Consider the following 24,006-nt stretch of genomic DNA (forward strand, 5'->3'; position numbering starts at 1 on the left):
TCGTGGAACTGACCACCATCTGGTTTCTCCTCGTCGCCGTGCTGTTCACCGGGTACTTCATCCTGGAGGGCTTCGACTTCGGCGTCGGCATGCTGCTGCCCGTCCTGGGCCGCGACGACCGCGAGCGCCGCGTCCTGATCAACACCATCGGCCCGGTCTGGGACGGCAACGAGGTGTGGCTGATCACCGCCGGTGGTGCCATGTTCGCCGCGTTCCCCGAGTGGTACGCCACCCTGTTCTCCGGCTTCTACCTGCCGCTGCTGCTGATCCTGCTGGCCCTGATCGTCCGGGGGGTCGCCTTCGAATACCGGCACAAGCGCCCGGAGGCGTCCTGGAAGCGCCGCTGGGACACCGCGATCGTGGTCGGCTCGCTGCTGCCGGCGATCCTGTGGGGCGTCGCCTTCGCCAACATCCTGCGCGGGGTGCCGCTGGACGCCGACCACGAGTACGTCGGTGGCCTGGTGGACCTGCTCAACCCGTACGCCCTGCTCGGTGGCGCGACCACCCTGGCGTTGTTCCTCACCCACGGCGCGGTGTTCCTGGCCCTGAAGACCACCGGTGACATCCGCGAGCGCGCGGGCGCGCTCGCGGTGCGCCTGGGCGTCGGCGCCGCCGTGCTCGCCGTCGGGTTCCTGACCTGGACGCTGAACATCCGCTCCAGCGCGGCGGCCGTCGTGCTCGCCGTCGGCGCGGCCCTCGCCCTGCTCGGTGGTCTGGCCGCCGCCCGGGTACGCCGGGAGGGCTGGGCGTTCGCCGGCACCGCCGTGGCGATCGGCCTGGCCGTGGCGACCCTGTTCGCGGCGTTGTTCCCGAACGTGCTGCCGTCCACCCTGGACGCGGCCGGCACGCTGACGGCCACCAACGCCGCCTCCACCCCGTACACCCTGAAGATCATGACCTGGGTGGCGGTGATCTTCACTCCGATCGTGCTGGCCTACCAGGGCTGGACCTACTGGGTGTTCCGCAAGCGCATCGGCGTGGCCAACATCCCGCAGCACTGACCGGCGGCCGGGGGAGCACGCCGCCGGCGGTAAATCGGCGGTCGTCGGGAGTCGCCCCCGCTAGGGTGTGCCGATGCCCGAGCCTGTGCACGTTCGCGAACTCACCACCGACGACCTCGACGCCGCCTGGGAGCTGGGACGGGTCGCGTTCGGCGCCACCTCGGAACGAGCCGCCAGCACCACCGTCGCGGTGCCCGGCATGAGCCGCTACGGCGCGTTCGACGCCAGCGGTCGGCTCGTCGGCAAGGCCGTCGACCTGCACCACGACCAGTGGTGGTCGGGCCGGGCGGTGCCGGCCGCCGACGTCGCCGGTGTGGCGGTCGCCCCCGAGGCCCGGGGGCGGGGCGTGGGCCGTGCCATGCTCACCGGTCTGCTGCGCGGGGCCCACGAGCGGGGGGCGGCGATCAGCGCGCTCTACCCGACCGTCGCCGCCCCCTACCGGGCCTGTGGGTGGGAGGCCGCCGGTGTGCTGCGTACCGTCGATCTGGCCACCGCCGCGCTGCCCCGGCACCGGCCCTCCCCGGACCTGACCGTGCGGGCCGGCGCGGTGGTCGACCTGCCCGCCGTCGCCGACCTGTACGAGCGGGTCGCCTGCCACCGCAACGGCATGCTGACCCGCCGGGGTGAGCTGTTCGACTTCTTCGCCGCCGACCGGGGTCTGCCCGGCGACGGTCTCACCCTCGTCGAGCGCGGCGGCGACCTGGTCGGCTACGCCACCTGGCAGCGGGGATCGGGCTACGGCGCCGACTCGGTGCTCACCGTCGACGAGGCCCTGGCCGTTACCGCCGAGGCCGCGCGGGAGCTCGTCGGGGTGCTCGGCAGTTGGGCCAGTGTCGCGCCGACGCTGCGGCTGTGCCCGCTCGACGGCGACGCGGTCAGCACCGTCCTGCCACTGGAGTCGGCCCGTGACCACGAGCGGGACCTGTGGATGCACCGACCCGTCGACGTCGCCCGCGCGGTGAGCGCGCGGGGGTGGCCCGCCCACACCCGGGGCGTCGTCGACTTCGGCCTCACCGACACCCTCGCTGAGTGGAACACCGGCACCTGGCGGTTGACCGTCGCCGACGGCGCCGCCGAGCTGACCCGGGTCAGCGGCGAGGCTGACCTGCGGTTGGACGTACGCGGCTTCGCCCTGCTCTACGCCGGCGCCGCGCGGGCCCGCGCGGTCGCGCAGGCCGGGCTGCTGCACCACAGCGCGGGTGTCGACCCGGCCGCGCTCGACCTCCTCGGCGCTGGCGGGCCGGCGCAGTTGCTCGACTACTTCTGACGGCGTTCCCGGAGCCGGGCGTTCGAGCTCGCATCTACTCCGGTGATTGCCCGTCGGGGACGATCACGGGTCCGCCTCGCCGGTACGGTGTGCCGGTGGAAATTCTGGCGCGGATCCACTCTGGAGCGACGGTGCAGCGGCTGCTGTGCCACCCCCACCTTCCGCTGGTGGCCGGTTGGGACGCCGACCGTCCGGCGGTCAGGATCTGGGAGTACGGGGACGGGCAGCTGCGGGAGTGCGGGGCCGTCGGCGCCGGTTCGTCCGTCTACGGCGACGACATCGGCTATGAGCGGTCCAAGCGGACACCCTCCGCCGCCTGGCATCCTGGCGAGGCGCTGCTGGTGGTCGCGGACGCCGAGAGCGTCGCCCGCTGGACACCGTCAGGCACCTCGCCGATCGACGGCGTTGCGCCGACCGAGTACCAACGCGAGGTGGCGTTCAGTCCGGACGGTCGGACGCTCTGGTTGTCGCCCGCCGACGGGGAGAACGGATGGGAACAGTCAGTCGCGCTCGACCTCGCCTCGGGAACGACCTCCATCGGCCCTGGGTGGGACACCGGGGTGGTGGCGCACCCGGCGGGCGGCCTCGTGTGCACCCTCCAGAGCGGCCAAGGTGCCACGCTGGTGCTCTTCTCTGAGGACACCGGGCCGGTGCTGCGGCCGTTGCGCCGTGCGCTGGTCCTGGACTGCGACGGCTACGAGGCTCCGACCTTCAGCTCGGACGGCCGGCACTTCGCGGTACGCGGCAACGCGTACGACAACTCGCTGGAGGTGTTCGAGTTCCCCTCGCTACGGCGCGTCCTGAGCATGACGCTGGGGGAGCCGAGTCCGGGGTACCCGTACCCGCAGGAATGGCTGGACGAGATGCACGCCTGGTCCCGCCACAACGTCGTGTTCGGTCCGTTGCCGGGGTCCTCTGGATCGGGACACCCGAGGGCGCGGTGGTCGAGCTGGAGATCGACGGGAAACGGGTGACTGAGCACGAGGTGCTGCCGGGGGCCGCGGTGACGGCGCTGGCGGCCACCGCCGCGGGTGACCTCGTCGTCGCGGGCAACGACGGCATGCTTCTCCTGCTGTCGGGAGGGCGGATCGGCACGGACGAGGCGCCCCGGGCCGCGGTGACCGAGTTCCTCGCCGCCACCTCCGAGGCGTCGGTTGTCGACATGGACCAGCTCGACCTCACCGACGGGACGCGGACCTGGCAGCCGGGTGACCTGGAAGTGGTCAGCGAGGACTCCGGGACCGACCCGTCCTGGCTGAGGATCCGGGCCGCCATGAACCGGCTCACCTGAGCCGCTGTCAGGTCAGACGACACCCGCCAGTTCGTCGTTGGCCCGCTGGGTGACCAGGGTGAGCACCCGGGCGGCGGCGGCGAGTTCGTCGGCCGGGATGTCCCCGTACAGCCGGGCGGTGATGCCCGCGACGGCGTCGGCGACGCGGGCCTGCGTGGCGTGACCGGTGTCGGTGAGCCGCATGTGCGGGGCGGGTCCGTCGACCTGGGCGAGGTCGGCGTCGACGAGGGCGTCGGTCACCTCGCGCACGGCCGGCTCGTCGATCTTGAGAGTGCTGGTGACCCGGTGCACGAGCCGGGCCCGCTCGACGGGGCCGGCGGCGAGGACGTTGAGCGCGAGCACCTGACCGAAGCTGAGCCCGAGCGGTGCCACGGCCCGTTCGAGCAGGGCGCGGGTGGCGTAGTGGGCCTGGCCGATGACCTGGCCGTTGAGGGTGGGGGCGGTGGACATGGGGCCTCCTTCAAAACGTTGGCAACGCCAACGTTGGAGCCGCCAACGTAACACCAGATCGTGGGTCGCGCCAACGATTACTGGTAGGCTGCACCCATGGATCCCGTGGCCCCGCAGTCACCCGCCGGGCTCCGCAGCGCCCCGACCTGGCTGCTCAACCAGACCGCCGGCCATGCCGCCCGCCTGCTCAGCGAGGGCTTCGCCGCCCACGACCTCCGTGGCTACCACTACCGGCTGCTCACCGCGCTCGCCGAGGACGGCCCGGCCAGTCAGGCCGACCTCGGCCGCCGCTGCGCCATCGACCGCAGCGACGTCGTCGCGGCCATCAACGACCTGGCCGGCCGAGGGCTCGTCGTGCGCGCCCCCGACCCGGCCGATCGCCGCCGCAACGTCATCAGCATCACCGACGTCGGCGCCGACGAGGCCCGCCGGCTGGGCGACACCCTCGACCGCGTCCAACGTGACCTGCTCGCCCCGCTGTCCGCCACCGAGCGCGACCAGCTGACCCGCCTGCTCACCCGGCTGCTGGCGCACCACAGCCGGCCGTGACCCGCCTCAGCGGGCCTCGCGCAACTCCGCCAACCGGGCCTCGATCTCGGCCAGCTCGGCGCGCAGCTTGTCCGCCTGCTGCTCCGCCTCGGCCCGTTCGGTGCCGAGGATCTGCTCCACCGCCTCCTGCACACCCGGCACGTCGACCAGGCCCACCATCTTCAACGCCTCCGCCGGCTTCACCACGTACGGCTTCGCCAGGGCCTTGCTGCCCTGCTGCGCGGCGACGGTCCACTCACCGTCGGCGTACGCCAGCGTCACCGTGAGACCCGCGGGACCCTTCGGCTTGACGGCCTTGACCGCCCGCCGCGCCGGCGGCTTCTCGGTCTGCTCCACCTTCGGCTCCTCCTGTCGCTGCGCGGGCACCCGCGGCGTGTCCAACACGAACTCCGGCGCCGCCGCCACCGGCGACTCCTGCGGCTCCGGCTCCGGTTTCGGCTCCACCACCCGACGCGTCACACCCTTGGGCGCCACGGCCAGGTCCGCGGGGGAGAACGGCAACTCGTCGCGGCCGAAACGCACCACCACGAACTCGTCGGACACCTCGGGGTCGGTCAGCTCGATCACCTGACCGACCTGACCGGCGATCTGCCCCGCCGACGCGGTGAACACCACCCGCGGCTTACGCCCGGCAGCCAACGCCTCCCGGATGCTCTGCACCTCGCTAGTGGACAAACCCTGGCCGGCATCCATCACAACCCTCTTCCGTACACCTGTTTGATTGCTGTCTTGATACCAGCCGGCTGCGACACCCGCCGCACAGGGCTCGCGCCCACTCAGCCGCCCAACGCCCGCAGCGCCCGGTCCGCGTGGTCGTTCATGCTGACCTCGCTGTGGATCACCTCGATGACCCGACTGTCGGCGCCGATGACGAACGTCATCCGCTTCGTGCTCAACGGCCCCAACGGCAGCCGCCGCTTCACCCCGAGCTGCTGCGCCACAGTCCCGTCCTCATCCGAGAGCAGCGGATAGTCGAACCCGTTGAGCTTGGAGAACTCCGCCTGCTTCGCCACCGGGTCGCGGCTGATGCCCACCCGGGACGCGCCCAACGCCGTAAACTCCGCCGCGAGGTCCCGGAAGTGGCAGCTCTCCGCCGTGCACCCACGGGTCATCGCCCCCGGGTAGAAGAACAGCACCACCGGCCCCGCCGCCAGGAACTCCGACAGCCGCCGCGGCGTGCCCGTCTCATCAGGCAGCTCGAAATCCTCGACCACGTCGCCGACACCCACACTCGCCACCGCGCACCTCCATCGTCAGACCGGACAGGCGGTGAGCGTAAGCGATCAAGCCCAGAGCGCCGCCACCTCGTCCAGCACCGCGGCGGCCTGGGCCCGCCCGGCCCGCGCCGCGCCCGCCCGCCGGGCCGGATCCAGCACGTTGCGGCCGATCGCCGTGCGCGCCGCCGCGTCCGGCGTCAGCACCGACACCCGCGACCCGGCCGCCCGCAACCCGTCGACCTGCGCCGACAGCCGCGGCATCGGCCCGATCGCCGCCGACGTCGGCGCGAGCACCAGGACCCGCTCCGCGCCGGCCGCGAGGTCCGCGTTCACCGTCGAGCGCATCCCGCCGTCGACGAACCGGCGCGCGCCGATCGTCACCGGCGGCCACACCCCGGGCACCGCGCAACTCGCACCCACCGCGTCCACCAGGGACACCTCGCTGTCCCGGTCGAACACCACGAACTCACCGGACGACGCGTCCACCGCCGTGACCAGCAGCCGCCGCCGCGGCCACTCCCGCTCCGGCAGGCGGGCCTCGATCACCGCGCGTCGCGACGCCTCCGACGGGGTACGCGCCGCCAACGCCATCGCCCCGATCCGGGCCCGGGAACGCGCCGCGTCGCGGGTACGACCACCAGCCCACACCAGCCGCGCCAGCGTCGCGAAGCCCAACCGCGCCGCCACCTCACTCGACGGCGGCGCCAACTGCTCCTCGTAGAACCGCTGCACCGGAAGCTCGGAGCACACCAGCGCGCCGACCACCGAACCCGCCGACGTCCCCACCACCAGGTCCGCCTCCGTGACCGGCACACCCCGCTCGACCAGACCCGCCAGCAGCCCCAACTCCCAGGCCACCCCGGTCACCCCGCCACCACCGAGCACCAAAGCCCGCCGCATGTGACTCTCCTCTCGACGACCGACCCGCGCCGGTCACGGTAGCGTCGGCACGACACCTGCGCAGCCGTCAGCACCCCTGGGGAGGCACCGTGGCACCCGTCACCGTCATCACCGGCGGTGGTCGCGGCATCGGCGCGGCCACTGCCCGCCGCCTCGCCAACGCCGGTCACCACGTCGCCCTGTGCTACCGCCGTGACGAAGCCGCCGCCACCGCCGTCCTGGCCGACCTGCGCGCCGCCGGCGCACAGGCCATCGCGGTACGCGCCGACACCACCGACCCCGACCAGGTCGCCGAGCTGTTCGACGCAGCCGCCCACCTCGGCCCGCTCACCGGCCTGGTCAACAACGCAGGGGTCACCAGCCCGATCGGGCCCTTCACCGAGTTGCGCGTCGACGACCTGCGCCGCGTCGTCGACGTCAACCTCGTCGGCTACGTCCTCTGCGCCCAGCAAGCCGCCCGCCGCCTCACCGACGGCGGCGCGATCGTCAACGTCTCGTCGGCCGCCGCGACCCTCGGCAGCCCCGGCGAATACGTGCACTACGCCGCCGTGAAGGCCGCCACCGACACCCTCACCGTCGGCCTGGCCAAGGAACTCGCCCCGAAGGGCATCCGGGTCAACGCCGTCGCACCCGGCATCGTGCGCACCGACATCCACGCCGACTCCGGCGTACCCGACCGCGCCGACACCGCCGTCGGTCGCATCCCATTGGGCCGCGCCGGCGAACCCGACGAGATCGCCGCCGCCATCGCCTGGCTGCTCAGCGCCGACGCCTCGTACGCCACCGGCACGGTCCTGCGGGTCTCCGGCGGCCTCTGACCTCGCTTTCGCCCAGTCAGAGACCGCCGGACCCGGGTCACTGGGTGAACAGCTTCGCCGCGGTGATGACCGTCTGCGTCACCCCGTAGCCCAGCAGCGCCGCCACCACCAACCACGAAATCCACAACCGGGCCTGCTGCCCGGATCGGCTGTCGTCGCTCATCGCGTACCACTCCTCTGCGCCGTCTTGTCCTCGTCAACGTCCCGATCCGCCGACGGCTCGTGGTAGCGCTGCGGCACCGGCCGCACCAACAGGTTCGCCACGAAGCCCACAGCCAGCACCCCCACCATCGTGAACAGCGCCGGCCGGTACGCCGCCGCCGTCAACGAACCCGGCTCACCCTGCGCGTCGAGGAACCCGTTGACGATCAGCGGACCCGCGATCCCCGCCGCCGACCAGGCGGTCAACAACCGGCCGTGGATCGCACCGACCTGGAACGTGCCGAACAGGTCCCGCAGGTACGCCGGCACTGTCGCGAACCCGCCGCCGTAGAACGACAGGATCACGCACGCCAACAACACGAACAGTGCCGTCGCGGTCTGCCCCACGAGAGCCAGCAGCGCGTACAGCACCATCCCGACACCCAGGTACACCATGTAGATCGGCTTGCGGCCGATGACGTCCGACGTCGACGACCACACGAACCGGCCCGCCATGTTGAACAGCGACAGCAGACCCACGAACCCGCCGGCCGCGGCGACGCTCACCGCCGAGGTGCCGTTGTCCCGGAAGAAGTCCTGGATCATCGGGCTGGCCTGCTCCAGGATGCCGATGCCCGCCGTGACGTTGCAGAACAACACCACCCACAGCAGCCAGAACGAGCGGGTCTTCACCGCGTTCGCCGCCGACACGTTCGCCGTGGTGACCAGCGGTTTCGCCGCGACGCTCGCCGGGTCGAAGCCGGCCGGGCGCCAGCCCTCCGCGGGCACCCGAACGTTCGCCACCCCGAACATCATGATCACGAAGTAACCCAGGCCGAGCGTCACGAACAACCACACCAGGGCGCTGCCCGACGCCGTCGACCCCGCGTTGGACGGGTCGTAACCGGCGTCGAAGAACGACAACAACTGCCGGGACAGGGGAGAGGCGACCATCGCCCCACCACCAAACCCCATGATCGCCAACCCGGTGGCCAGACCCGGCCGGTCCGGGAACCACTTGATCAACGTGGAGACAGGGGAGATGTAACCGATGCCCAGACCAATGCCGCCGAGCAACCCGTAGCCCAGATACAGCAACCACAGCTGCTTCGTGGCGATGCCCAGCGAACCCACCAGGAAGCCCGCCGCCCAGAAACAGGCCGAGACGAACATCGCCTTACGCGGGCCGTTCGCCTCCACCCAGGTCCCGGCCACGGCCGCGGACAACCCGAGCATCACGATCGCGATACTGAAAATCACCCCGATCGCCGTCTGACTGGCGTCGAAGTGGGCGATCAGCGAGTTCTTGTAGACGCTGGTCGCGTAAACCTGGCCGATGCAGAGGTGGATGGCCAACGCCGCCGGGGGAATGAGCCACCTGCTGTAACCGGGCGGCGCGACGGTGTGCCGACGATCGAGTGCGGAAAGCATGCGGTGCTTCCTCTCCGAGGAGGACGAAGGACGTCCCGCACAACGTGCCCACACCACACGCACACCGCAAACCTCACCGTCGCCGGACGGTCATCCCGGTGAGCTGAGCGGTCAGTCAGCGACCGCACGGACCTGACGATCAGCGCAGATCCGGGGTGTGCCAGCCGCCAGCCAACGCGTCGGCGTCCGCCGGACCCCAACTGCCCTTCTCGTACGACTGCACCGCCGCCGGCAGATCCAGGATCGGCTCGACAATGCGCCACTCCTGCTCGATCGTCTCCTCACGCGCGAAGCGCAGATGCTGCCCATCCATCGCGTCGTCGAGCAACCGCTCGTACGCCTCCTGACGGCGACCCAGCGCCATGCCGAAGTCGACCGACAGGTCCACCGCACGGCTCGCCACCTCGGCGCCCGGGCTCTTCGCCTGGATCGACATCGTGATGCCGTCACCACGCCCGAGGCGGAACCGCAACAGGTTCGCAGCCGTCACCGTGCCCCGCTCGGCCGGGATGAGCGACCGCTGCGGCTGCTTGAACTCGACCACGACCTCCGTCGCCGTCCCCGCAAGGGACTTACCGGCACGCAGGTAGAACGGCACACCCGCCCAGCGGGGGGAGTCGATCGTCAACCGGGTGGACACGAACGTCTCCGTGTTCGAGTCCGCAGCCACACCCGGCTCGTCGCGGTACCCGGCGTACTGACCCCGCACCGTGGACTGCGGCGACAGCGCCTCGATCTGCCGCAGCACCGCGACCTCAGCCTCACGGAACGCGGCCGCGTCGTCAGCGGCGGGCGCCTCCATCGCCACCAGCGCGACAACCTGCAGAATGTGGTTCTGCAACACGTCACGGGTGGCGCCGACGGTGTCGTAGAAACCGGCCCGACCCTGCGTGCCGAAACCCTCGGCAAGAGTGACCTGAACGTTGTCGATGTGCTCGCTGTTCCACAACGGCTCGAACAGCCGGTTGGCGAACCGGAAGGCGTAGAGGCCCTCGACGGCTTCCTTACCGAGGTAGTGATCGATGCGGAACACCCGCTCCGGGTCGAAGGTCGCCCGCAGCGTGCGGTCCAGCTCGCGGGAGGACTCCACGTCCCGCCCGAACGGCTTCTCCACGATCACCCGGCCCCGGTCAGCCAGACCGACCGCCGCGAGACCGTCGACGACGGCACCGAACACCGCCGGAGGAATCGCCAGGTAGAAGACCGGCCGCTCGGCACCCCGCAGACGCTCCGCCAACCGCTGATAGGTGACCGGATCCGCGTAGTTGCCGGAGATCATCGAAAGGTTCCCCGCCAGCCGGTCGAAAGTCTCGTCGTCGACCTCGTCGTTGGCCTCAGCGACCGACTTGCGGGCCATCGTGACGAGCTGTTGATCATCCCAGGGGGAGCGGGCCACCCCGATCACCGGGACGTCCAGACGGTCGCGCCGGGTCAACTCGTACAACGCCGGGAACAGCTTCTTCGAAACGAGGTCTCCCGTGACGCCGAACAGCACGACCGCGTCTGAACGCATGCGCATGACACTTCCATTCGATCATGTAATTCTGATCTTCCGAACGGACAACGGCGCGGCCCAGCGCGAGAATTCCCCTGCGAGGGGCGCACGTGAGGTCGGCGACAGCGACGGCGCTTACCCTAAGAAGGTTCGCAGCTCAGGTGTGATGCGGGCAACGCCCCACCGTGATCGACGAAGTTCGATCATCATAATGCCTGCGAAGACCTGTCGGTAGGGGAGGAGAGACTGCCGACATGAGTCCACCCTTCGGGACCGTGGTCATCACGGGCGCCGCCGGCCGCATCGGCAGCGCACTCCGCCACGCCCTGCGCGCCGAGACCCGCCACCTCGTCCTCATCGATCGCGACCCACTGACCGCGCAGTCACCGGTGGAGCGGGTCATCCGCCTGGACCTCACCGACCTCGACGCCCTGATCTCGGCGTTCGAGGGCGCTGACGTGGTGATCCACCTCGCCGGGCTGCCGGACGAGGCCCCACTCGCCGACCTGCTGGACGCCAACGTGCTGGGCACGTTCCACGTCCTCGAGGCCGCCCGCCGGCAACAGGTCGACAGGGTCGTCCTCGCCAGCAGCAACCGGGTCACCGGCTTCCACCCCGTCGGAAAGACCGTCAACCCCGAAGACCCGGTCCGACCGGACGGCTTCTACGGAGTGAGCAAGGTGACAATCGAGGCTCTCGCCCGCCTGTACGCGGACAAGTTCGCCCTGTCCGTGGTGTGCCTGCGCATCGGCAGCTACGAGGACAGACCAGACGACGCCCGATATCTCGCCACCTGGCTCAGCCCACGCGACTGCCTCGGGTTCATCCGAGCGGCCATCACCGCACCCGACGTCTCCTTCGCCACCGCCTACGCCGTTTCCGCCAACACCCGCCGGTTCTGGGACCTCGACGCCGGCATCCAACTCGGCTACACGCCAGTCGACAACGCGGAAGACCACGCCGCCCACGTCGTCGGCGCCGACGACCCCATCGACTCCCGCGCGCCCCAGGGAGGCAGGTACGCCAGCGCTGAGACCACCCTCACCCACATTCACGGCGGGCAACCGAACCCCTGACGAGCAGTACAGAATGGACCGCACCGGCCAGCAGGGGAGAGCCCGACAATGAACCTGGCAGTCGACCAGTCACCGGGCACAGCACCAGAGGTGGTGTGCCTGCCGATGTTCGGCATGACCCGCACCGCCACGGCTGCCGCGTTCGGCCCAGCCCTCGCGGGCGCGGGCCTGCGAGAGACATACCTGGACCTACCCGGCCACGGCGACAGCCCCACGGACTGCCCACCAACGTCCCAGGCGGTGCTGGACACCGTGTGCGGGTGGCTCGACCACCACGTCGACGCGCCGGTCCTGCTCGCCGGCGGCTCCTACGGCGCGTACCTGGCCACCGGCATCGCCCGCCGACGACCCGAACTCGTCCGCGGCCTGCTTCTCGTCTGCCCGGGCGTCACTATCGCCCGCGACAGCCGGGACCTGCCCGACGACCCGCCGCCGGAAGCGCCCGAGGGCTGGCTCGACGAAGCTCCCGCAGCCCTGCACGCCCACCTCGACGCCGCCCTGGGCAATCGCACGTCAACTGTCGTCGCGACGGTGCTCGCGGCACTGAACTCCGGCGGTCCCGGTGACGCGACCTTCCAGGAGAAGCTGCAGACCGGGCCCGACTACGCGTTGCCCGACGAAAACGCCGACGTCGTCTTCGACGGCCCGGTCACGGTGATCACCGGCCGACAGGACAGGATCGTCGGCTACGCCGACCAGTTCCGCGCCATGCGCCGCTATCCGCGCGGCACCTTCACCGTGATCGACGCGGCGGGGCACTACCTGCCGTACGAACAACCCGCGTTGCTGCGGTCGCTCACTCAGGACTGGCTGCGCCGCACGAACACCTGACAGCCCGAACTTGGGGAGCGGCACCAACCAACACGGGGAGAACTGAATGACGCGTACAAGCGCGCGCCGCAGGTCCATCTCTGCGGCGGCACTGCTGGCTCTCGCGCTGGCGGCCTCCGGTCTGACCTCCATCCCGGCGAACGCCGCCGCACCGGACTCCACCGCCTCCACCGCGACACTGGGCATGACCCTGGTCGGCTTCGACGCCGAGGTAGCCAACGCTCACGGCCACCGGATCGTGACCCTGCCCGACGGATCCCAGGCCTCGGTGCCCACCGACAAGGCAGAGGCAGCCACCAAAGGCACCTACGTGCCCCGACAGGGCGTCCTGAAGAAGGGCAGCTCCTTCTCGACCAACAGCTACGGCCAGGCAACGGGCGACTGCGGCACCTCCTGGGTCGGCCTCGACCCGAGAGGCGGCGGTCGTGCCGTACTGACGACCGGCATGACCCTCGTGCACGACTCCGGCGGCCCGTGGGACATTCACTGGCACGTCGAGATCGCCGACAACGGCGGTTACTCCACCCAGAACTACGACGAGTACGACGGCTACTACTCCGGCATCGGCCTCGGCTGGGCCGCCAAGGCCCGCACTCTGAACCTGACCCGCGGCTGGGCGAACGCCACCGTCACCTGGGGCAGCTTCACGATCACCGCGAACGGCTGGCTCTGCTACTCGTACTCGCCGACCACCTCCACGACCATCACCTGAGCGGAAGCGACCCTGGGTGCTGGCCGGGCCATACCCAGCCCGGCCAGCACCTTCGCCCGATCTCGCCCGCACTGGCACCATGGTGAACGGCAGCAGGGGACAGCCAGTACCGACGAGGAGGCCGGGATGAAACGTGACCCGTCGCCCGGCCCGGATGAACGCTTCGTGCAACAGACCGAACGCGTCCGCCAGGAACTGCTGGACAGCGCGACACCGGTCGTTGCGCTCACCGGCCCCGACCGCCCGGCGGCCGGGTGCTTCGCCGGCACCGAGACCTTCAACGGCACGATCACCGTCGTCCGGATCGTGCACGGCGACCCCACCGCCGGACCGTGGGCAACCGTCGACACTGCCCGCTGGGCCGACCTCCCGGTCAACGCCGGCCCGTTACGCGCGCACCTCGAACACGGCATGCGACTCACCGGAGACCGGTTCTCCGACGTCGAATGGACCGAGAACGACACGACTGTCCTGGTCGACGAGCAGCCAGTTCCCGGCCGCACGGTACGAGCCGGCCACCGGTGGTGGGCGACCCGCTGCGAACGCGACGGTGTCGAGATCACCGTGACGGCCCGCGACTGGCACCCGGCCACCGTCCACCTCGGCTCGGTCACCGACCTCACGCCACTGCTCGACGCACTGGGCAGCCGCCCTGCGGGGGAGACACCGCCCACGGAACCGGTCGCCCTGCCGCCCGGCCTGGCCCGGGAACCACATAGGGCGCTCATCGACGCCGCCCTGCGCACCCGTCGGGACCACAACGCCTGGATGGCCGACGGGGGAGCACCGCCGCACCTGCCCCCGTACTGGTCGACGCTCTGGCAGGCCGCCGTACGCCGACAGAGGCAACTCACCGATCAGGACAAACCAGACGCCGACCGTACGGTGAGCGACATCGTCGCCCACGTCACCAGCCTCGCTGACGACACCACCTGGTTCGATGAGCACCCGACGCTGCGTGACCGCGCCATCAACGAGATCCTGCTGTACGGCACCGGGCTGGGTGAAGGCGTGTCCAGCCACCCGGCTCAACGCGCCTGGCGCGAACGGCAACATCTCATGCCCCGACAGGGCGCGCCCATCAGCGAGCGCGAGGCCGTCGACCGACGCTGGCGTGACGCTTGGGCCAGGTGGGCCGACACCGTCGTCGGAGAGTTTTGACCGGCTACCCCCTCTATCCGCGACCTGAATCCTGATTCGATAATGCACATTATGTAAAGCTGCGTTATCTGACGGCCCCCTCGACCACCGATGGGCACTCTCAGTCGCGCGTCAGCCCCGGCGGACACGCGTCCTCGTCGGGTCGCACGCGGCGGGCACTGACCAGCGGGTTGCGTTGCAGACCGGCGATGACAGCGGCGCTGCCGCCGACGTCGGTCCAGGTGTCGTCCCACAGGGCGGAGACGAGCCAGGAGTGATCCGCCGGGAAGAACAGGTCGGGCAGCGGACCGTCACCGCGCATGTGACCGGTCCGCCAGGTGAGTGCCTGCTCGGGTCCCGCTTCGACCAGGACGTAGGGCCAACCCCAGTAGAGCGACACCCTCGGGGCACGCGGAAAGACGACGTCGTGCGCGCCGGTGTCGAGGTAGCCCAGCCACCAGGGCTGCTCCGCGGTACGTGCCGCCAGCTCGCGGACCACGGCCTGTTCGTGGGCGTCCACACCGACACCCTCGGGCGGGTGGAAGGTGGCGTACGCGTCGAACACCTCCGGGATCGCGGTGGTGATCGCGAGGCCCTGTGTGGTGTGACCGGCGAGCCAGGCGACGTCGCTGGCCGTGCCGATCCGCCAGTTCCGTCCGTCCTTGTGGACGTCCAGGGGTTGTGTCGAGGCGCCGTCAGCGTGAGGGCGTCCAGCCACGACGGTGGGCGATGCTGAGGGAGCCCACCCGGGTTCGCCGTCCGGCCGCCACTGGTGCCCCTCGGGGCAGACCACATCGACGGGGTGGACCGGGTCCCGGTAGACGGTGGGCGTGCCGGGTCGACCACAGGCGGGGCAGGTGGCGACGGGCGACGTCATGCCGCGCACGATACGTGCTTCTTCAGCAGCGCCACTGGCCTGCGGCGCTGGAGGCGAGCCGATGTGTCGCTCGGTGCCTGTAGAGCTGCCCCATTCGTGGGGCGCGCCGACCAGCGGCGCCTGAACCGCCCGCATCGGCGCATCCGTGGGGCGCGCCGACCAGCGGCGCTTGAACCGCCCGCATCGGCGCAGGGACGGGCCGACCCTCACCGCTGGTCATCCACCCACAGCGGGATGGTGTTTGCCGGGACGTGGTCGGCTTCGAAGAACCAACCACACCTGGTCCACGCGCCGGGCATCCGCCCCACACGTGGGGCAGCTCTACAGGCACCTGAGGAGACAGCGGCGCCTCCCGTGCGGACCGGGTCCGCTCCCCCTCTCCCCACGCTTCCCCGCAACGCGAAAATGCTGCATAATATCCCTTATGCATGACAAACAGGACGAATCGCTCATGGTGCTGATCGAGGAGTTCCTGACCGCCCGAGCGACCCGCAAGCCCTCCCCCCACACCCTGGCCGCGTACCGTCGGGATCTGCACGCGGTGGCGGCCCTGGTCGCCAGGGACGCCGCCACTCCCCTCCCCCTGGGCGCGCTGTCGATCACCGATCTCTCCCCCAGGGTGATGCGGGCGGCCTTCGCCCGGTTCGCCGGGCCCCGCGCGCCGGCGTCGGTGCACCGGGCCTGGTCCACCTGGAACAGTTTCTTCACGTTCCTGGTGGCCGACGGGATCGTGGCCGGCAACCCGATGCCGGCGGTCGGGCGACCTCGGGCGCTACTCCCCCAGCCGAAGCCGCTTCGGGGGGCGGACACTCCCGAGGTGCTGCTCGCGTCCGCCGCGCGCGACGAGGGTCGGCAGCGCGACCCGTGGCCGGAGCGGGACGTCGCGGTGTTGGCGGTGGCGCTCTGCGCGGGGCTGCGCCTGTCGGAGCTGCTGGCGCTACGGGTCGGCTCGCTGGGTGGCCGGCCTGGTGAGCGGCGGATCGAGGTGCTCGGGAAGGGTGGGCGGCCCCGGGTGGTGCCGATCGAGGCGGATCTGGACCGGGTGCTGGTGGACTACCTGGACAGTCGGGCGCGGCGCTTCGGTTCGCGGTCGGTGCGCCCCGGCTCGGCGTTGCTGGTGGATCGGCGTGGTGAGCCGTTGCGCCGGGGTGGGCTGCAGTATCTCGTCGAGTCGTGTTTTCGGCGGGCGGGTATCGGTGACCGGGTGCCGCGGGGTGCGCGGTTGCACGCGTTGCGGCACACGTTCGCGACCCGGTTGGCCGAGGACGGGGCGAGCGCCGCGGAGATCATGCGTTTGTTGGGGCACGCGTCGTTGGCGTCGTCGCAGACGTACATCGAGGTGACGGCTGGGCAGCAGCGCGACGCGGTGCGCGCGAACCGGACCAACCGGGCGCTGGCGGGTCTGGTGCCGGTGAACCAGGAGTGAGCGCGGTCAGTGTGCCCGGTGGTCGCTGTCGTTGGCGGTGGTGGGCAGCGGGCCGAGGACCGCGTTGATGATGTGGATGCGGGTGTCGGTGGCCTGGTAGTCGGCGCAGACGGCGTCGGCGCGGTCGGCCAGGCGGACGATGGGACCGTTGCGGGTGATGGCGACGGTGGTGCCGTCGAGGGTGGTGGCGGTGCCGCTGTTCGCCAGTTCGCCGATCGGGTGGGTTCCCTGGATCAGGTGGGCCTTCAGCAGGGTGCGCAGCTGGTCGGTGTGGCGGGTCATCAGGTCGTCCCAGTTGTCCTCGGAGAACTTGGCGGCGAAGGCGTCGTCGGAGGGGGCGAGGATGGTGACGCCGGCGCCGGTGGGCAGGTCGGTGAGGACTCCGCTGGTACGCACTGCCGCTTCGAAGGTGGTGAGGGTGGGGATCCACCGAAGCGCCTGGTCGACGGGCTGACTGGCGAGGAAGGTCGGGTTTCCGGGGTCGGTGCCGGTGGGCAGGGCGGCGCAGAGGGGTCCGGTGACCTGGGGTGCGTTGGCCGGTGGTGCGGCGTCGGTGCGGGGAGTCGCGGGGCTGCTGGTGCAGGCGGCGAGCAGCAGTGTCGGCGCGAGGAGCCCGAGGGTGAGCAGTCGGGGGCGTCGCGGTGGGGTGGCGGGTTGCGACACGGCGGCCTCCACGGTTTCGGGTGGGTGGGGATGTGCCGGCGGCGCGGGTTCGAGACCCGCGCCGCCGGCAGTTCGGTTCGGTCAGGTGGCCGTCACAGTGCCGCGCACTGGGTGGTGCGGGGGCCGTGCACGGTGTTGGCGACGCCCAGGTTGGTCGGGGCGGGGCTGTTTGCCGTGCAGTTGAGCGGGCCGCGGATGGTGTTTCCGGCCAGCAAGGGTGCGTCGGTGCCGGTGGTGTTGCCGGTCAGGCTGACCGGACCGGCGATGGTGACGTCGATGACGGAGACCGCGTTGGTGGTCTTCGCGATCTGGACCGGGCCGTTGATGGTGCTGTCGGCGAGGAGGATGCCGGCGGCGCCGGTGGCGGTGACCGGGCCGCTGATGGTCGTTCCGGTCGCGACGAGTGCCGCGCCGGCCCGGACGGTGACGGGGCCGTTGATGGTGGCGTCGTCGGCGCAGGTGAAGCCGGAGACGGTCAGTGGTCCGTTGCGTCGGCCGGTGAGGGTCGGGTAGACGCGTTCGCCGTCGGTCAGCTTCTCCACGCCCTTGGTGTCGAGCAGCAGCGGGATGAGGCCGCGTTCGGGTTGGTTGAGGGGGACGTAGTAGCCGTCCTCGGTTTTGATGACCTTCCAGCCGTGTGCGGCGATGCGTTGCGCGACGGTGGTGCCGACGCCGCCGGGTCCGTCGGTGCGGGCCCCGTTGTACTGCTCGTCGGTGAGTTTGTAGGCGCAGGGGGCGTTGTCGAGGATGAGGTCGGCGCGGGGTGCGTCCAGCGGCGGCGGGCTGTCGCCGGGGTGCGGGGCGGGGTAGGCCGGGATGGGTCGGGAGCCGCGGAAGACGAGGCGGCCGGTGTTGGCGGCCTGGATCTCGATGGACTCGGCGCGGGAGTTGAGGATGTCGGCACGGTCGGCGCGGTGGTAGTCGAGGAACTGCTGGAACGTCCACAGCGCGGAGTAGGTCTTGCGGCGCCGGTTGTTGGCGGTGTTGCCCTCGTCGGGTCGGGTCTGACCGCCGGAGCTGCGCAGTTCGAGCAGGGAGTTGGCGACGTTCTTGAGGCCGAGGGTGTTGCGCAGGATGGTTTCCTCGCTGAGGCCGATGTTGCCGCCGCCTTCGCAACCGTAGGGGCAGGCCCACCAGCCGGCTTCGGCGCCCTTGGCGTACATGTGACCTTCGATCATGTCCTGGGACTGGTCGAAGATGGGTTGGGCGACGTTCTGGTGCCGCGGGGGCAGCATGGGCAGGTCCCCGGCGCGGGAGTTGCCGAACTCGTGGCCGTCGTAGCCGGCGACGGGTCGGTAGTCGCGGACCATCTTGATGTACGCGGCGGTTTCCGGCTGGCGGATGAGCGAGTAGTCGCGGTTGAGGTCCTGGCCGGTGGAGTTGCCGCGGGTGTTGTTGGCCCGGCCGTCGCCGTTGATGGTGGGGACGATCAGGACGGTGGTTCGGCTGAGCAGGTCCGTGATCCGGGGGTCGGTGCTGAAGGCGAGTTGCCGGGCCATGATGAGGCAGGCCTCGCGGTCGCCCGGTTCGTTGCCGTGCACGTTGCAGTTGATGGCCACCGGTGCGGTGGCGGCGACTGCCTCCGGGGTGGTCGCCGGGGTGGGGTGGCCGATGACCATCATGTTGATGGGTCGGTTCTGCACGGTGCGGCCGAGTTCGACGACGCGGACGCGGTCGCTGAGGGCGTCGATGGCGGCGGTGTAGGCGTACTCGTCGGTGTCGCTGGTGTACTGCGCGGCGTTGGTGGTCTCCCAGCCGGTGCGCAGTTGCTCGCCGGGGGTCGTGGGGTTGCCCCAGGGTGCGGTGGTGGTGGCGACGACCGGGTCGGAGTAGGGCTGTTCGGTGGTGTCGGTGCGGGCGCGTACGCGCCACTGGAAGGTGTCGCCGGGGTTGAAGCCGGCGTCGGCGAAGGTGGGTGCCTGTTGGTTGATCTGGCGGTTGGGTCGCCAGATACCGACGATGGTCGGTGCGCCGGTGGGGGTGCCGGTGGCGTCGATGGCGGTGCGTTCGATCTGGTAGTCGGTGGCGCCGTCGACGGGTTGCCAGGCGAGGGTGGCGTACCCGTCGGCTTGGCGGACGGTGAGGGCGGTGACCTGGTGGGGTTCCGCGGCGCTCTGGGCGTTGGCGGGGGTGGGTGCGGTGGTGAGGGTGAGAGCGATGAGGGTGGATACGGCGATGAAGGTGGATCGCTGACGTCTCATGTGGCCTCCGACGAGTTGATCGTGGCGCGTGTCGACCAGCATGATCGTCGAAGTGGGTCGATGCAATGATCTTGAGGGAATCTTGCGTCTCGGGGCGGTGCTCCCCCGGGCGCGGCTGAGCCACGGTGCGGCCGGTCGGGCGATGACGCTCAGCCGAGGTCGACCAGCAGGGGGCGGTGGTCGGAGATGGTGGACGCCGGTGCGGTGACCGCCCGTACCGGTGGGAGCTGGTCGAGGGCGTGCCGGTCGGCGAGGATGTGGTCGAGTTGGACGCGGGGCTGCCCGGAGGGGTAGGTGGGGCGGCGGCCCAGTGGATGCCAGCCGGAGACGAGGCGGGCCGCGCCGGCGGGCAGGTTGAGGTCGCCGAGCAGGACGCGGGGGGCGGGCAGGGCGCGCAGGGCGCGGACGGTCTGTCGCAGTTGGCGGGCGTTCCAGCCGGGCACGAAGGACAGGTGTGTCGCGGCCACGGTGAGCGGGCCGTACGGGGTGTCGAGGATGGCGGCGAGTACGACGCGGGGTTCGTCGTGCAGGAGGATCAGGCCGCCGCGGGGGCCTGGCACGTAGACCGGTGAGCGGACGGGTGCCGGTTTGAGTCGGGTGATGTGCCAGCTGCGTACGGGGTGTCGGCTGATGAGGCCGATGCCGTAGCAGGGTTCGCCGTGCCCGTCGTCGTCGTGGCGCAGCGGGCGGAAGTGTTCCCCGGGGGTGCCGACGACGGCGGCGGCGAAGCGGTGGTGGGGTGCGTCGAGGGCGCGGGCGGCGATGGCGGTGAGGTCGAGTTTGCCGCTGCGGTGTTGGTCGCGGTCGACCTCCTGCAGGGCGAGCACGTCGGCATCGAGGGCGCGTACGGCGTCGGCGAGGCGGTCGGAGTCGACGAGCCCGTCGGTGAGGGATCGTCCGTGCAGCAGGTTGAAGGTGGCCAGGCGCACTCCTGCACCTTACGTGCCCGTGGCATGGTTGCCGGGTGCTGAAGGTGCTGCTGTGTTCCGTGCTGGTGTTCGTGGCGGTCGGCGCGTTGGGGGTGTGGTTGCGGCGTACGAGGGGTCGGTGACCGGGTGAGGCTGGCCACTCGGGTGCTGGTCGGGCGCGTCGGGTAGGGAGAATTGCCGCCCGTGGACGCCGTGACGCTGAGTACCCTGCTGGCCGCCGCCGCGATGGCCGGGTGGGTGGATGCCGTGGTCGGTGGTGGTGGGTTGTTGCTGCTGCCGGCGTTGTTGGTGGCTGCCCCGGGGTTGCCGGTGGCCACCGCGTTGGGCACGAACAAGCTGGCCGCGATCTTCGGTACGGCCACCGCGGCGGCGACGTACGCCCGCCGGACGAAGGTCGACTGGCGGGTGGCGGCACCGGCGGCGGGGGTGGCGGTGCTCAGCGCGGGGGTGGGCGCGGCGCTGGCCGGGGCGGTGCCGGCATCGGCGTACCGGCCGGTCGTGCTGGTGGTGCTGGTGTCGGTGGCGGTGTTCGTGCTGCTGCGTCCCCGGATGGGGGTGGTGGCGGTGCCGGCGAAGCGGACTCCGGTGCGGGTGGCGGTGGTGATCGCGGTGGCCGGGGTGGGCATCGCCCTGTACGACGGTCTGATCGGTCCGGGGACCGGCACGTTCCTGGTGTTGGCGTTCACCGCTGTCGTCGGGGCGGACTTCGTGCACGGCTCGGCGATGGCGAAGGTCGTCAACGCGGGCACGAACCTGGGTGCGTTGGTGGTGTTCGGGGTGACCGGGCACGTGTGGTGGCTGCTGGGCGCGGGGATGGCGGTGTGCAACATCGCCGGCGCGGTGCTGGGGGCGCGGATGGCGTTGCGCCGCGGGTCGGGGTTCGTGCGGGTGGTACTGCTGGTCGTGGTGGTGGCGTTGGTCGCGAAGCTCGGGTACGACCAGTGGGTGGCCCGCTGATGGCGGTACGCCCCGAGCATGACCGTGCGGTCCTGGCGCGGTTGCTGGGCCGTGATCCGGTGCTGCACGCCTACCAGTTGGGTGACCTGGACGACTTCTTCTGGCCGTACACCTCGTGGTTCCGCTCCGGGGAGCAGGTCGCGTTGCTCTATCGCGGGGTGGACCCGCCGACGCTGCTGGCGTTCGCGGCGCCGGCGGACACCGGGGCGCTGGCGGCGCTGCTGGCCGACCTTGCGCCGGGGTTGCCCGCCCGGTTGTACGCGCACCTCTCCCCCGGGCTGTCCGACGTGCTGGCCGGGTCGTTCCGGTTGGACTCCGGTGGTGCGCACCACCGGATGGCGTTGACCGATCCGGTCCGGTTGTCGGCGGTGCGTCCGGAGGGTGTGGTGCTCGGGCCGGCGGACCTGCCGGGGCTGCGCCACCTGTACGAGCGGGCGTACCCGGGGAACTGGTTCGATCCTCGGATGCTGGACACCGGGCAGTACCTGGGCGTACGCGAGGGCGGTGAGCTGGTGGCGGTGGCCGGGGTGCATGTGTGGTCCCCGGCCTACCGGGTGGCGGCGTTGGGCAACGTCACGACCCATCCGCTGTGGCGTGGGCGAGGGCTGGGCGCGGCGGTGGTGGCGGCGTTGTGTGTGCGGCTGCGCGATACCGTGGAGCACGTCACGTTGAACGTGAAGGCGGACAACACGGCGGCGGTAAGGCTCTACGAGCGGGTGGGGTTCACCCGGGTCGCCGACTACGAGGAGTGGACGCTGACGGCCCGGTGACGCCTCGCCGCTCGTCTCGGGTGGTGCCGCCCGCGGTCGGGTCAGCGGCGGCGGCTGGGTGAGTCGAAGCGGCCGGCGCGGATCTCGCGCAGGGCCCGGCGGCGGATGTCACCGCGCAGGGTGTCGACGTAGAGCGTGCCGCGCAGGTGGTCGGTCTCGTGTTGCAGGGCGCGGGCGAGGAACCCACTGCCGGCGATGGTCAACGGTTCGCCGTGCTGGTCGACGCCGCGGGCGGTGGCGTGCAGGGCCCGGGCGGTCGGGAAGTACAGCCCGGGGATGGACAGGCAGCCCTCCTCGTCGTCCTGGAGCTCGTCGGACAGTTCGAGGGTGGGGTTGATCAGGTGGCCGCGGTGCCCGTCGGCGTCGTAGACGAACACCTGGGCGCTGACGCCGATCTGGGGTGCGGCGACGCCGGCGCGGCCGGGGGCGCCGAGCAGGGTGTCCATCAGGTCGGTGACCAGGGCCCGCAGCTCGGCGTCGAAGGTGGTGACCGGTTCACATTCGGTGCGCAGGACGGGGTCGCCGATGATCCGGATGGGCCGCATGGTCATGTCGGTCAGCGTATCGCCGGTGGCGGTGGGGTCACCGCCCGGCCAGGGTGGCGCGGATCGGGGCTGTCTTCGCGGCGGCTTCGGCGACCTCGGCGGACGCGTCGCTGTCCCAGGTGATGCCGCCGCCTGCCCAGGTGTGCAGGTGCTGGCCGTCGGCGGCGGCGGTACGGATGGTCAGGCCGAGGTCGACGCGGCCGGGGGCGACCCATCCCAGCGCGCCCATGCTGGCGCCGCGACCGACGGGTTCGAGGGCGGCGATCTGGGTGAGGGCGGCGCGCTTGGGCGCGCCGGTGACGGACCCGCCGGGGCAGGTGGCGCGCAACAGGTCGGCGAGGCCGAGGCCGTCAGCGGCCGCGGCGCGGACTGTCGACTCGGCCTGCCACAGGTCGCACCAGCGGCGGACGGTGAACAGGTCGTCGACGGTGACGGTGCCGGTGCGGGCGATGCGGGCGAGGTCGTTGCGTTCCAGGTCGACGATCATGACGTGTTCGGCGCGTTCCTTGGCGCTGGCGAGGAGTTCGGCGCGGCCGGTGGCGGTGGCCGGGCGGGTGCCCTTGATGGGTCGGGTGATCAGATGTCCGTCGGTCACCTCGATGAGGGTTTCCGGGGAGGCGCAGCCGATGGCCCAGCCCTCGCCGGTGAGGACGCCGCCGTAGCGGGCGCCGGGGAGCGCGCCGAGGCGGCTGAGGGCGGGCAGGGGGTCGCCGGCGTAGCGGGCGGCGGCGTGACCGACGAGGTTGGTCTGGTAGACGTCGCCGCGGCCGATGGCGGCGCGGACCTGGTCGACGGCGTCGGCGTGTTGACGCGGCGTCCAGCTCTCGGTCCACTCGCCGAGCCACCACGGCGACGCCGGTGCGCCCGGTGGGGTGGCCCGGGTGGGGCGGTGGTCGTAGACGACGACGGCGAGGTCGGGCAGGGTCGGCGCGGGCTCGGGCGCCGCGCCGGGTGCGCCGGCCAGGTGGGCCCCGGCCGCGGCGGACAGGTAGAGCGCCGCCCCGCAGACCCCGGTGTCGTGCTGGCGGGTGGCGGGTCGGGTGAGGTCGTGCAGTGGCAGGCCGTGCGCGGCGAGGAACTCCTCGGCGAGTGCGGCGGGGTCGCCGCCGTCACTGAGGCGCCACTGCAGTCGGGCGCGTTCGGTCAGGGCGCCTCGGCACGCGGCCGGCGCCGCCGGCACATCGACCAACGCGGTCGGGCCGCTGCCCGCGGCCAACTGAGCTGAGCCGCTGCCCGCGGCACCAACCTGTGGGAGCGTTTCCACGCCGTACGGTCCGACCTTCCTCATCCGTTCAGTGGATTTCCGGTGCGCCAGGTGG

26 protein-coding genes are annotated in these 24,006 nt (G+C 71.4%); 13 read left to right on the forward strand and 13 right to left on the reverse strand.

Features of this window, described 5'->3' with window-relative positions; translation table 11 throughout:
- The first annotated feature begins 2 nt into the window (after positions 1–2).
- From cydB to KBX46_RS23205, 4 genes are all read left to right on the forward strand, one after another.
- Positions 3–1,001, forward strand: coding sequence for a cytochrome d ubiquinol oxidase subunit II (cydB, locus tag KBX46_RS23190; protein ID WP_210794040.1), 999 nt, complete (start codon positions 3–5; stop codon positions 999–1,001).
- A gap of 73 nt (positions 1,002–1,074) precedes the next feature.
- Positions 1,075–2,268, forward strand: a complete 1,194-nt coding sequence (gene eis, locus KBX46_RS23195; protein WP_210794041.1) for an enhanced intracellular survival protein Eis — start codon at positions 1,075–1,077, stop codon at positions 2,266–2,268.
- Between the two features lie 95 nt (positions 2,269–2,363).
- On the forward strand, positions 2,364–3,242 hold the full coding sequence (locus tag KBX46_RS23200) for a hypothetical protein (protein ID WP_210794042.1): 879 nt from the start codon (positions 2,364–2,366) through the stop codon (positions 3,240–3,242).
- Positions 3,239–3,559 carry a hypothetical protein gene (locus tag KBX46_RS23205; RefSeq protein ID WP_210794043.1) on the forward strand — a complete coding sequence of 107 codons (321 nt, stop codon included), beginning with the start codon at positions 3,239–3,241 and terminating at the stop codon, positions 3,557–3,559. The genes KBX46_RS23200 and KBX46_RS23205 overlap by 4 nt, the downstream gene beginning before the upstream one ends.
- A 12-nt stretch (positions 3,560–3,571) precedes the next feature.
- On the opposite strand, the gene KBX46_RS23210 is transcribed toward KBX46_RS23205, so the two are convergent.
- Positions 3,572–4,009 carry a MarR family winged helix-turn-helix transcriptional regulator gene (locus tag KBX46_RS23210; RefSeq protein WP_210794044.1) on the reverse strand — a complete coding sequence of 146 codons (438 nt, stop codon included), beginning with the start codon at positions 4,007–4,009 and terminating at the stop codon, positions 3,572–3,574.
- A 96-nt stretch (positions 4,010–4,105) separates the two neighbouring features.
- Between KBX46_RS23210 and KBX46_RS23215 the strand changes: the two genes are divergently transcribed.
- Positions 4,106–4,558 carry a MarR family winged helix-turn-helix transcriptional regulator gene (locus KBX46_RS23215; RefSeq protein WP_210794045.1) on the forward strand — a complete coding sequence of 151 codons (453 nt, stop codon included), beginning with the start codon at positions 4,106–4,108 and terminating at the stop codon, positions 4,556–4,558.
- A gap of 6 nt (positions 4,559–4,564) precedes the next feature.
- Here KBX46_RS23215 and KBX46_RS23220 read toward each other — a convergent pair whose 3' ends face one another.
- The 3 genes from KBX46_RS23220 to KBX46_RS23230 all read right to left on the reverse strand — a co-directional run bounded on the left by KBX46_RS23220 (position 4,565) and on the right by KBX46_RS23230 (position 6,675).
- Positions 4,565–5,251, reverse strand: a complete 687-nt coding sequence (locus tag KBX46_RS23220) for a hypothetical protein (RefSeq protein WP_210794046.1) — start codon at positions 5,249–5,251, stop codon at positions 4,565–4,567.
- Between the two features lie 83 nt (positions 5,252–5,334).
- Positions 5,335–5,796 (reverse strand): peroxiredoxin, encoded by a 462-nt coding sequence (locus KBX46_RS23225; protein WP_141909441.1) that lies wholly within the window; start codon positions 5,794–5,796, stop codon positions 5,335–5,337.
- A gap of 45 nt (positions 5,797–5,841) precedes the next feature.
- Positions 5,842–6,675, reverse strand: a complete 834-nt coding sequence (locus KBX46_RS23230; RefSeq protein ID WP_099853597.1) for a patatin-like phospholipase family protein — start codon at positions 6,673–6,675, stop codon at positions 5,842–5,844.
- A gap of 89 nt (positions 6,676–6,764) precedes the next feature.
- Between KBX46_RS23230 and KBX46_RS23235 the strand changes: the two genes are divergently transcribed.
- The gene (locus KBX46_RS23235) at positions 6,765–7,493 is read left to right on the forward strand and encodes an SDR family NAD(P)-dependent oxidoreductase (RefSeq protein WP_210794047.1); all 729 of its coding nucleotides are present in this window, start codon (positions 6,765–6,767) and stop codon (positions 7,491–7,493) included.
- A gap of 37 nt (positions 7,494–7,530) precedes the next feature.
- Here the strand turns inward: KBX46_RS23235 and KBX46_RS32940 are convergent, their stop codons facing one another.
- From KBX46_RS32940 to zwf, 3 genes are all read right to left on the reverse strand, one after another.
- On the reverse strand, positions 7,531–7,656 hold the full coding sequence (locus KBX46_RS32940; protein ID WP_255508866.1) for a hypothetical protein: 126 nt from the start codon (positions 7,654–7,656) through the stop codon (positions 7,531–7,533).
- A complete protein-coding gene (locus tag KBX46_RS23240) occupies positions 7,653–9,065 on the reverse strand; it encodes an OFA family MFS transporter (protein ID WP_141909442.1) in 1,413 nt (470 codons plus the stop codon). The genes KBX46_RS32940 and KBX46_RS23240 overlap by 4 nt, the downstream gene beginning before the upstream one ends.
- Before the next feature lie 139 nt (positions 9,066–9,204).
- Positions 9,205–10,584, reverse strand: coding sequence for a glucose-6-phosphate dehydrogenase (gene zwf / locus KBX46_RS23245; RefSeq protein ID WP_210794048.1), 1,380 nt, complete (start codon positions 10,582–10,584; stop codon positions 9,205–9,207).
- A 230-nt stretch (positions 10,585–10,814) separates the two neighbouring features.
- Between zwf and KBX46_RS23250 the strand changes: the two genes are divergently transcribed.
- The 4 genes from KBX46_RS23250 to KBX46_RS23265 all read left to right on the forward strand — a co-directional run bounded on the left by KBX46_RS23250 (position 10,815) and on the right by KBX46_RS23265 (position 14,340).
- Positions 10,815–11,636 (forward strand): NAD(P)-dependent oxidoreductase, encoded by an 822-nt coding sequence (locus KBX46_RS23250; RefSeq protein ID WP_210794049.1) that lies wholly within the window; start codon positions 10,815–10,817, stop codon positions 11,634–11,636.
- A 48-nt stretch (positions 11,637–11,684) separates the two neighbouring features.
- Positions 11,685–12,467, forward strand: coding sequence for an alpha/beta fold hydrolase (locus KBX46_RS23255; RefSeq protein ID WP_210794050.1), 783 nt, complete (start codon positions 11,685–11,687; stop codon positions 12,465–12,467).
- A gap of 46 nt (positions 12,468–12,513) precedes the next feature.
- The gene (locus KBX46_RS23260; RefSeq protein ID WP_210794051.1) at positions 12,514–13,179 is read left to right on the forward strand and encodes a hypothetical protein; all 666 of its coding nucleotides are present in this window, start codon (positions 12,514–12,516) and stop codon (positions 13,177–13,179) included.
- 126 nt (positions 13,180–13,305) lie between these two features.
- Positions 13,306–14,340, forward strand: coding sequence for a hypothetical protein (locus tag KBX46_RS23265; protein ID WP_210794052.1), 1,035 nt, complete (start codon positions 13,306–13,308; stop codon positions 14,338–14,340).
- A gap of 100 nt (positions 14,341–14,440) precedes the next feature.
- On the opposite strand, the gene KBX46_RS23270 is transcribed toward KBX46_RS23265, so the two are convergent.
- Positions 14,441–15,196 carry a hypothetical protein gene (locus KBX46_RS23270; RefSeq protein ID WP_247668005.1) on the reverse strand — a complete coding sequence of 252 codons (756 nt, stop codon included), beginning with the start codon at positions 15,194–15,196 and terminating at the stop codon, positions 14,441–14,443.
- Between the two features lie 424 nt (positions 15,197–15,620).
- Here KBX46_RS23270 and KBX46_RS23275 point away from each other — a divergent pair, with 424 nt between their 5' ends.
- Positions 15,621–16,622: a tyrosine-type recombinase/integrase gene (locus tag KBX46_RS23275; protein WP_210794053.1), complete on the forward strand. Its 1,002-nt coding sequence runs from the start codon at positions 15,621–15,623 to the stop codon at positions 16,620–16,622.
- A gap of 6 nt (positions 16,623–16,628) precedes the next feature.
- Here the strand turns inward: KBX46_RS23275 and KBX46_RS32670 are convergent, their stop codons facing one another.
- The 3 genes from KBX46_RS32670 to KBX46_RS23290 form a co-directional block, all read right to left on the reverse strand.
- A complete protein-coding gene (locus tag KBX46_RS32670) occupies positions 16,629–17,285 on the reverse strand; it encodes a fasciclin domain-containing protein (protein ID WP_210794054.1) in 657 nt (218 codons plus the stop codon).
- A gap of 92 nt (positions 17,286–17,377) precedes the next feature.
- The gene (locus tag KBX46_RS23285) at positions 17,378–19,486 is read right to left on the reverse strand and encodes a M14 family zinc carboxypeptidase (protein WP_210794055.1); all 2,109 of its coding nucleotides are present in this window, start codon (positions 19,484–19,486) and stop codon (positions 17,378–17,380) included.
- A 149-nt stretch (positions 19,487–19,635) separates the two neighbouring features.
- Positions 19,636–20,415 carry an endonuclease/exonuclease/phosphatase family protein gene (locus tag KBX46_RS23290; protein ID WP_141909448.1) on the reverse strand — a complete coding sequence of 260 codons (780 nt, stop codon included), beginning with the start codon at positions 20,413–20,415 and terminating at the stop codon, positions 19,636–19,638.
- Positions 20,416–20,598: 183 nt separating this feature from the next.
- On the opposite strand from KBX46_RS23290, the gene KBX46_RS23295 reads away from it, so the two are divergent.
- Positions 20,599–21,372, forward strand: coding sequence for a TSUP family transporter (locus KBX46_RS23295; protein ID WP_308159670.1), 774 nt, complete (start codon positions 20,599–20,601; stop codon positions 21,370–21,372).
- Positions 21,372–22,142 carry a GNAT family N-acetyltransferase gene (locus tag KBX46_RS23300; RefSeq protein WP_210794056.1) on the forward strand — a complete coding sequence of 257 codons (771 nt, stop codon included), beginning with the start codon at positions 21,372–21,374 and terminating at the stop codon, positions 22,140–22,142. Before KBX46_RS23295 ends, KBX46_RS23300 begins: the two co-directional genes overlap by 1 nt.
- Positions 22,143–22,183: 41 nt before the next feature.
- Here the strand turns inward: KBX46_RS23300 and def are convergent, their stop codons facing one another.
- Together def and KBX46_RS23310 are read right to left on the reverse strand one after the other, a co-directional pair.
- A complete protein-coding gene (gene def, locus KBX46_RS23305; RefSeq protein WP_088948232.1) occupies positions 22,184–22,693 on the reverse strand; it encodes a peptide deformylase in 510 nt (169 codons plus the stop codon).
- A 31-nt stretch (positions 22,694–22,724) separates the two neighbouring features.
- A complete protein-coding gene (locus tag KBX46_RS23310) occupies positions 22,725–23,975 on the reverse strand; it encodes a chorismate-binding protein (RefSeq protein ID WP_374225013.1) in 1,251 nt (416 codons plus the stop codon).
- Between the last annotated feature and the right edge of the window lie 31 nt (positions 23,976–24,006).

Origin of the sequence: Micromonospora sp. C81, assembly GCF_018070425.1 — a bacterium.
Classification (GTDB): Bacteria; Actinomycetota; Actinomycetes; order Mycobacteriales; family Micromonosporaceae; genus Micromonospora; species Micromonospora zamorensis.

Bases quoted from the DNA above. Each gene is read 5' to 3' on its own strand.
- KBX46_RS23310 (WP_374225013.1), bottom strand. From the start codon at position 23,975: ATGAGGAAGGTCGGACCGTACGGCGTGGAAACGCTCCCACAGGTTGGT.
- KBX46_RS23300 (WP_210794056.1), top strand. From the start codon at position 21,372: ATGGCGGTACGCCCCGAGCATGACCGTGCGGTCCTGGCGCGGTTGCTG.
- KBX46_RS23250 (WP_210794049.1), top strand. From the start codon at position 10,815: ATGAGTCCACCCTTCGGGACCGTGGTCATCACGGGCGCCGCCGGCCGC.
- KBX46_RS23270 (WP_247668005.1), bottom strand. From the start codon at position 15,196: ATGACGTCGCCCGTCGCCACCTGCCCCGCCTGTGGTCGACCCGGCACG.
- KBX46_RS23230 (WP_099853597.1), bottom strand. From the start codon at position 6,675: ATGCGGCGGGCTTTGGTGCTCGGTGGTGGCGGGGTGACCGGGGTGGCC.
- KBX46_RS23210 (WP_210794044.1), bottom strand. From the start codon at position 4,009: ATGTCCACCGCCCCCACCCTCAACGGCCAGGTCATCGGCCAGGCCCAC.
- eis (WP_210794041.1), top strand. From the start codon at position 1,075: ATGCCCGAGCCTGTGCACGTTCGCGAACTCACCACCGACGACCTCGAC.
- KBX46_RS23215 (WP_210794045.1), top strand. From the start codon at position 4,106: ATGGATCCCGTGGCCCCGCAGTCACCCGCCGGGCTCCGCAGCGCCCCG.
- def (WP_088948232.1), bottom strand. From the start codon at position 22,693: ATGACCATGCGGCCCATCCGGATCATCGGCGACCCCGTCCTGCGCACC.
- KBX46_RS32940 (WP_255508866.1), bottom strand. From the start codon at position 7,656: ATGAGCGACGACAGCCGATCCGGGCAGCAGGCCCGGTTGTGGATTTCG.
- KBX46_RS23260 (WP_210794051.1), top strand. From the start codon at position 12,514: ATGACGCGTACAAGCGCGCGCCGCAGGTCCATCTCTGCGGCGGCACTG.
- zwf (WP_210794048.1), bottom strand. From the start codon at position 10,584: ATGCGCATGCGTTCAGACGCGGTCGTGCTGTTCGGCGTCACGGGAGAC.
- KBX46_RS23240 (WP_141909442.1), bottom strand. From the start codon at position 9,065: ATGCTTTCCGCACTCGATCGTCGGCACACCGTCGCGCCGCCCGGTTAC.
- KBX46_RS23275 (WP_210794053.1), top strand. From the start codon at position 15,621: ATGCATGACAAACAGGACGAATCGCTCATGGTGCTGATCGAGGAGTTC.
- KBX46_RS23285 (WP_210794055.1), bottom strand. From the start codon at position 19,486: ATGAGACGTCAGCGATCCACCTTCATCGCCGTATCCACCCTCATCGCT.
- KBX46_RS23265 (WP_210794052.1), top strand. From the start codon at position 13,306: ATGAAACGTGACCCGTCGCCCGGCCCGGATGAACGCTTCGTGCAACAG.
- KBX46_RS23255 (WP_210794050.1), top strand. From the start codon at position 11,685: ATGAACCTGGCAGTCGACCAGTCACCGGGCACAGCACCAGAGGTGGTG.
- KBX46_RS23220 (WP_210794046.1), bottom strand. From the start codon at position 5,251: ATGGATGCCGGCCAGGGTTTGTCCACTAGCGAGGTGCAGAGCATCCGG.